The organism is Bradyrhizobium sp., from assembly GCF_049581145.1.
GTDB lineage: Bacteria > Pseudomonadota > Alphaproteobacteria > Rhizobiales > Xanthobacteraceae > Bradyrhizobium.
Map to the genome: position 1 here is coordinate 1 of NZ_JBAURI010000112.1, position 6305 is coordinate 6305.

Annotated in this window: 5 protein-coding genes; 4 read left to right on the forward strand and 1 reads right to left on the reverse strand. The window is 65.6% G+C overall.

Translation table 11 applies throughout. The annotated features are described in order from the left end of the window. The 3 genes from WCB02_RS03605 to WCB02_RS03615 form a co-directional block, all read left to right on the forward strand. A partial coding sequence (locus WCB02_RS03605; protein WP_423956468.1) for a LysR substrate-binding domain-containing protein occupies positions 1-728 on the forward strand: 728 nt, incomplete at its 5' end. 265 nt (positions 729-993) lie between these two features. Continuing rightward, entirely contained in the window at positions 994-1533 is a 540-nt protein-coding gene (locus tag WCB02_RS03610) for a hypothetical protein (RefSeq protein ID WP_423956469.1), read from the forward strand. 149 nt (positions 1534-1682) lie between these two features. After that, entirely contained in the window at positions 1683-3521 is a 1839-nt protein-coding gene (locus tag WCB02_RS03615) for an AMP-binding protein (protein ID WP_423956472.1), read from the forward strand. A 247-nt stretch (positions 3522-3768) separates the two neighbouring features. Here WCB02_RS03615 and WCB02_RS03620 read toward each other — a convergent pair whose 3' ends face one another. Further along, complete coding sequence (locus WCB02_RS03620; RefSeq protein ID WP_423956470.1) at positions 3769-4074, reverse strand: PilZ domain-containing protein; 306 nt, start codon at positions 4072-4074, stop codon at positions 3769-3771. 436 nt (positions 4075-4510) lie between these two features. On the opposite strand from WCB02_RS03620, the gene WCB02_RS03625 reads away from it, so the two are divergent. Then, positions 4511-6305 (forward strand): PAS-domain containing protein (locus tag WCB02_RS03625; RefSeq protein ID WP_423956471.1); only part of this gene is annotated, 1795 nt, incomplete at its 3' end.

Here is a 6305-nt window from a genome sequence, read left to right on the forward strand (position 1 = left end):
GCGTCGCGCCGACGGACGCCGGCGAACGCCTGCTGCAGACGCTCGGCCCGCGCTTCGACGAAATCGAGACGGAGCTGGCGCGGTTGAGCGAGTTCAGCGACAGGCCGGCGGGCTCGATCCGGATCACCGCGGGCGAGCACGCCGCGGAATCGATCCTGTGGCCCGCGCTCGAGCGGCTGCTGCCGCGCTATCCCGAAATCAAGGTCGAGGTCGTCGTCGACTATGGACTGACCGACATCGTCACCGAACGTTATGACGCCGGCGTTCGCCTCGGCGAGCAGGTGGCAAAGGACATGATTGCGGTGCGCATCGGGCCCGACTTCCGCATGGCGGTGGTCGGCGCCCCCTCCTACTTCGCCGAGCGCGCCAAGCCGAAGCGGCCGCAGGATCTGACGGCTCACGCCTGCATCAATATCCGCCTGCCCACCCATGGCGGCATCTACCCCTGGGAATTCGAGAAACGCGGCCGCGCGCTCAGGGTCCGCGTCGAGGGCCAGCTGGTCTTCACCAACATCGCGCTGCGCCTGAAGGCGGTGCGCGCCGGGCTCGGATTGGCCTATCTGCCGGAGGATCAGATCAAGGACGACGTCGCGCAGGGCCGGCTGATCCGCCTGCTGGAGGATTGGTGTGCGCCGTTTTCCGGCTATCATTTGTACTATCCCAGCCGGAGGCAGCCGGCGCAGGCCTTCGCATTGCTGGTCGACGCGCTGCGTTACCGGGAGAGATGATGCTCGCCGCGGCGCGAGGCGATCGAAAGACACCGCCGCAATATGGCCGGCCTCGAACGGCATGCGGCATGCTGCATGCCGAGCGGAACCCCGAGACCCGGGATTCCGACCGGCCGTCGCGGGCCGCCTTCGCAGCCGCACGGTAACGGCCGTTCACGAGAAACGCCAAATCGCATCACCCGCGTTTGACATCGCCGGCCGGTCGAATCTGGCAACGTCCGCCTACGTCAGGCGTTGGTCGATATCCCCAACAATGGAGAGATGCATGACCAGACTTTCGGTTTTCGGCGCGGCTGCGGCGCTTGCCGGCGTTGCCCTCACAGGCCTTGCCGTCACCGGCCCTGCCATGGCGCAGGAGGTGATCACCAATCCCGGCTATTGCGCGCAGTTCTATCCGGATGCCAATTGCCAGAACAAGGGGCCGAACAATCCCTATACCGGCGACTATCAGCGCCGAGAGGCCTATCGCCAGCAGAGCGCCGCCGACGGCGATTGGAACGGCGACTGGAATCATCACGACTGGAACTGGAACGACGGCTGGCAAAACAACGGCTGGCAGCAAAATGGCGGCTCTCAACAGGGCTGGCAACAGGGCTGGCAACAGGGCTGGAACGACAACCCGCCCGCCCAGCCGGGCAACACCACGGTCCGTCGCAATCGCCGTTACGCCCGCAACGATGCGGCCGCCAATACCGCTCCCGGCGACAACTGGTTCAACTACAATAACGGCACGCAGGGCTGGTTCGCCTGCACGCCCGGCAGCTATTTCCGCGGCGACGACGGCCGACGGCATCTCTGCCAGTAGGGCACAGATGCGACCGACGGCAGAAGGCGGCCGAAAGGCCGCCTTTTTCGTGTGAAAGACGACGTTCGCCCGCGGCCGCCGACCGGGCTTCCCGCCGGCACTCGCCTGCCTGTAGATTGACGCAACAGCAGGGAGGAGCCGGCGTGACCATGAAGCACATCGTGCGCAGCGCCGCCGATATTGCCGCGATCGAGCGCGAAGGATGGGCTGCGTTCCTGCCGCACCCCTCGCCGTTCGAGATCATCGAGGCGACCGCCGCGCGATATCCGGACAGGCCGGCAATTCGCTACCTCCGCAAAATGGGCGCGGCCGAAACCGACCTCGCGCTGAGCTACAGGGAATTCGCCGGCCGCATCCGGCAGGCCGCCAATCTGTTTCGCCGGCTCGGCGTCGCCGACAACGACGCGGTGGCGATTCTCGGCCCCCATGTGCTTTCGACCCAGATCGCGCTGTGGGCCGCGGAGGTCGCCGGCCGCGCCTGCCCGATCAATCCGATGCTGGCGCCGGAGCACGTCACGTCGCTGCTGCGGGCGGCGAATGCAAAAGTCGCGGTCGTGCTCGGCGACAACGGCGATCTCGAAATCTGGCCGCGCCTTGCGCCCGCGCTGCGCGAGGCCGGCTTTCTCACGCATGTTCTCGACTGCGACTCCGATGCGGCGACCACAGGCTCGGATGGCCGCTTCGAGGACCTTATCGCGCGCGAAAACGCTGACGCGCTCGATTTTGCCATCGATGGCGACACCGACAGCGTGGCGGCGTTTTTTCACACCGGCGGCACCACCGGTGCACCGAAGCTCGCCGTGCACACCCGCCGCAACCAGGCCTTCGTCGGCCGCGCCGCCGCGTTGATGGCTGACCTTGGGCCTGACGACGTGCTGATCAACGGCTTTCCGCTGTTTCATGTCGCCGGCGCCTTCGTCTATGGGCTGTCGGTGTTCGCGGCCGGCGGCGCGATCCTGATTCCGACCCGGCTCGGGATGCGCAACCGCGGCTTCGTCGATCGCATCTGGCGGCAGGTCGAGCATTACGGCGTGACCGCGATCGGCGGCGTGCCGACCGTGATGAGCGCGCTGATGGCGGTCGGCGTCGATGCCGACATTTCCAGCCTGCGGCTGATGCTGACGGGCGGCTCGCCGCTGCCGACCGAGCTCGCGGAGGCCTTCGAACGCAGGATCGGCAAGCCGGTGCGCAACATTCTCGGCATGACCGAATGCGCCGGCGTCGTCACCATCGAGCCCTTCCACGGTGACCGCGTGCCGGGATCGACCGGGCTGCGGCTGCCGTTCACCGAGGTGCGCGCCTTCCGCAGCAGCTCGCAGGGCATCGATCTCGACCAGCCCTGCCCGCCCGGCGAGACCGGCATCATCGCGCTGCGCGGGCCGAATGTCGGCCCAGGCTATAGCGAGCCTGCGCGCGATGAAGGCACGTTCGAGGCGGGCTGGCTGATCAGCGGCGACCTCGGCCATGTCGACGCGGACGGCCGCGTCTTCATCACCGGGCGCGCCAAGGACGTCATCATCCGCGGCGCGCACAATATCGATCCCGCCCTGATCGAGGAGGCGCTGCTGCAGCATCCGGACATCGCGATCGCCGCCGCGGTCGGCGAGCCCAATGCTTACGCCGGCGAACTCCCGGTCGCCTATGTCACGCTGAAGGCCGGCGCCGAGATCGAGGCCGATGCGCTGCTCGCCTTCATCGCCACCCGCGTCAGTGAGCCCGCAGCCCGGCCGAAATCGATCTGCGTGCTCGCCGAGATGCCGCTGACGCCGATCGGCAAGATCTACAAGCCCGCGCTGCGCCTGCTCGCGACGCGGAGCGCCATCGAACAGGCGCTCAGTGCAACCGGACTGACGCCCGCGCAATTCGAGGTGACCGTCGGCGAAAGCGAGAGCATCGTGCGGCTGAAGGGCGCGACGCATGAAGCCGCCGCCAAAGCCGCGCTCGTCGGCATGCCGATCCGCTACCGCGTGCAATCGGACGTCGCCTGACGCTGCGCCGAGCAGCCATTGCAACGTTTTCCGGTTCGGTCGAATCGGCAAACGCTCCCATCCTGCTGCCTCACTAAACCCTCGCAAGCCGGAGGTGGGGATCGACGCCGGCCGCGTCATGCTGCACGGACGCATGTCGCTCCGGGACGGCCGCGCTCCCATGAAACGTCCGTCGATTTACGGAAACCCAAGGTTATGGAAACCCAAGGTTATGGAAACCCAAGGTTACGGAAACCCAAGGCGAGCTTCAGTTTGACGCCAGGCAGTCGTAGGGATCGAGAAGCTGTTTGCGGGTCACGAAGCGGACGCCGATCTCCTCGCCCCACCGCCATATCGGTCGACAAATGCGCCGGACCTCGCCACCCGGCGTCAACAGCAGGAGGAATGTCTGAGGCAGCGCAAGGCCGCCGACCTTCAGGCGGGCGCCACCGTGCGAAATGTCCGCGACAGAGCATTCGATCCAGGGGCCTGCGGGCTCGAGGATCAGAAAGGCGGGTCGTTCAAAGTCGACCCGCGCATGTTTTCGCCGACCCAGATCCTCGCTTCGCCGCATCAATTCAACAACATCGATCAGGTCGGTTCTCGAGCCGGTCCGTTTGTGGCCGCAAGCCGCAACGACGCGCCACTCGATGCCGCGCGGTTGAAATTCACGTCCAGCGTCAAGGACTTTCGTGCGGAAATCCTTAATTTCGTCGCTCAAAATGTCGGGAGCGCCGATCCGAACGAAACCAGCGAGCGCTGCGTTCTCGACTTGCGGCGGCCTGACCACATCACAACAGGACGACACATGGCGCGACGAGATGCCTGGCCGTCTCGCCTTCCGCCCGTGGAACCACGGGGATTGTCGTTTGCCGGCGCGGCTCACCGGCCCGACGGGTAACGACTCGGTTGCCATTGCGCGCTGGATGCGCGGCGCGGCGATACGATCACGGTCTCTCTAAGGCCTTTTTCAACCAATCGCCCGCTAACGCTGGTCCGGGAGGCTGACTGTGACAAATTCTCAAATCGCGTTCGACCGAGCGGACCCCAAACCAGCTTCGGTTGGAGAAGACGATCCGGCGACCGGCAAAGCCTGGCAGGCGAAACTCGGCATCATCTGGATCGTGCTGAGCGGCCTCCTGCTGATCGTCGGGATCGGAATCGGCACCGCAGCCATGATCGACAGCTTTCGCGAGCGCGCCATCACGGTCAGCAGGCGCGACCTCGAGAATACCACCCTTCTGCTCGCCCGCCACTTCGATCAGAAATTCGAGGACTTCGCCGACGCGCAGGCGCATCTGGCGCTGCGGCTGTCGATTGCCGAGATGGCTTCTCCCGGGGAGTTCAAGCGGCGTCTGTCAACCTCCGCCATCCATGAGCTCTTGACCGGCGAGCTCAGCGAAGCCTTCGACACCGGCGATGTCTTTCTGTATGATTCCGACGGCCAGGCCATCAACACCTCGCAGGCGGGGACACTTCCAAACATCAGCATCGCGGATCGCAGCTATTTCCGTTCGTTCAAGTCCAATTCCACGCCGGCGACAACGCTGGCGGAGCCGATTGTCAGTCGCGTCACGGGTCGGCCGACCACGATCATCGCCCGCAGACTGACCAACGCGAACGGCGTCTTCCTCGGGGTCATGGTCAGACGGGTCGACCCACATCAGTTCGAGAAATTTCTGGACACGCTGGATCTTGGCGACAATACCATCGTCTCGATTGCCAGCGTCAGCGGCGAACTGCTGGCGCGGTTTCCGCGTGTCGATGCGATGATCGGCAAGCACGTTCGCTGGGGACCCGCATTTCAACAGGCGATCTCGAGGCCGGGACCCGCGACGGCGGGCGTCATCAGTGCCGTCGACGGCGTGGACCGGATCGCTTCGGCGCGCCTGATGCACAATTTTCCCCTCGTCATCGTCGCGGCGGTCACGACCGACGCGGCGCTCGCCGACTGGCGCGAGCAGACCAGGCTGCTGATCGTGGTCGCCTGCCTGGTGACGGTCGTGATCGTCGCCATCTTCCTGTTGATCGGCTGGCAGACGTCGCAGGAGCGGCAGGCTTCCGAGCGGCAGCTCACGCTCGGCAAGCAGCGCCTCGACACCGCGCTGAACAACATGTCGCAGGGCATCTCCCTGTTCGATGCCGACAAGAAGCTCGTGATGTCCAACGCCCGCTTCCGCGAGATCTATCGATTGGCGGAGGGACTCGACAGGCCTGGCACGCTCTTCGGCGACGTGCTGCGGCACCACTTCGCCAGAGGCGACAGGGTTGATCAACCGATCGACGAAAATACCGGAGTCGGACCGGACGGCGCGGACTTTACGTTCAGGGGGAGCGATGGACGCATCGTCGCCATTCGGCGGGTACCGACGCCGGACGGCGGCTGGGTGTCGACCCATGAGGACGTCACCGAACGCGAGCGCGCGGCCGCCGTGCTTGCGGAGCGGCTCTCCGATCTGGTCCAGGCGCGCAACAATCTCGAGACGCAGAAGAGCGAGCTGATCGCGACCACCGAGGCGCTCAGCGTCGCCAAGGACGCCGCGGAAGCCGCCAGCCGGGCCAAGTCCGACTTCCTGGCCATGATGAGCCACGAGGTCCGCACGCCGATGGCCGGCATGATGGGCATGATCGACCTCCTGACTGCGACCCATCTCGATGACGAGCAGCGCGGCCTCGCGGGCATCGCCCATGAATCGGCCCAAAACCTGCTCACCGTCGTCAACAACATCCTCGATTTTTCCAAGCTCGAGGCGGGCCAGCTCGAGCCGGAATCGATTTCGTTCAGCCTCAAGCATTCGATCAATG

Bases quoted from the DNA above. Each gene is read 5' to 3' on its own strand.
- WCB02_RS03610 (WP_423956469.1), top strand. From the start codon at position 994: ATGACCAGACTTTCGGTTTTCGGCGCGGCTGCGGCGCTTGCCGGCGTT.
- WCB02_RS03615 (WP_423956472.1), top strand. From the start codon at position 1,683: ATGAAGCACATCGTGCGCAGCGCCGCCGATATTGCCGCGATCGAGCGC.
- WCB02_RS03620 (WP_423956470.1), bottom strand. From the start codon at position 4,074: ATGCGGCGAAGCGAGGATCTGGGTCGGCGAAAACATGCGCGGGTCGAC.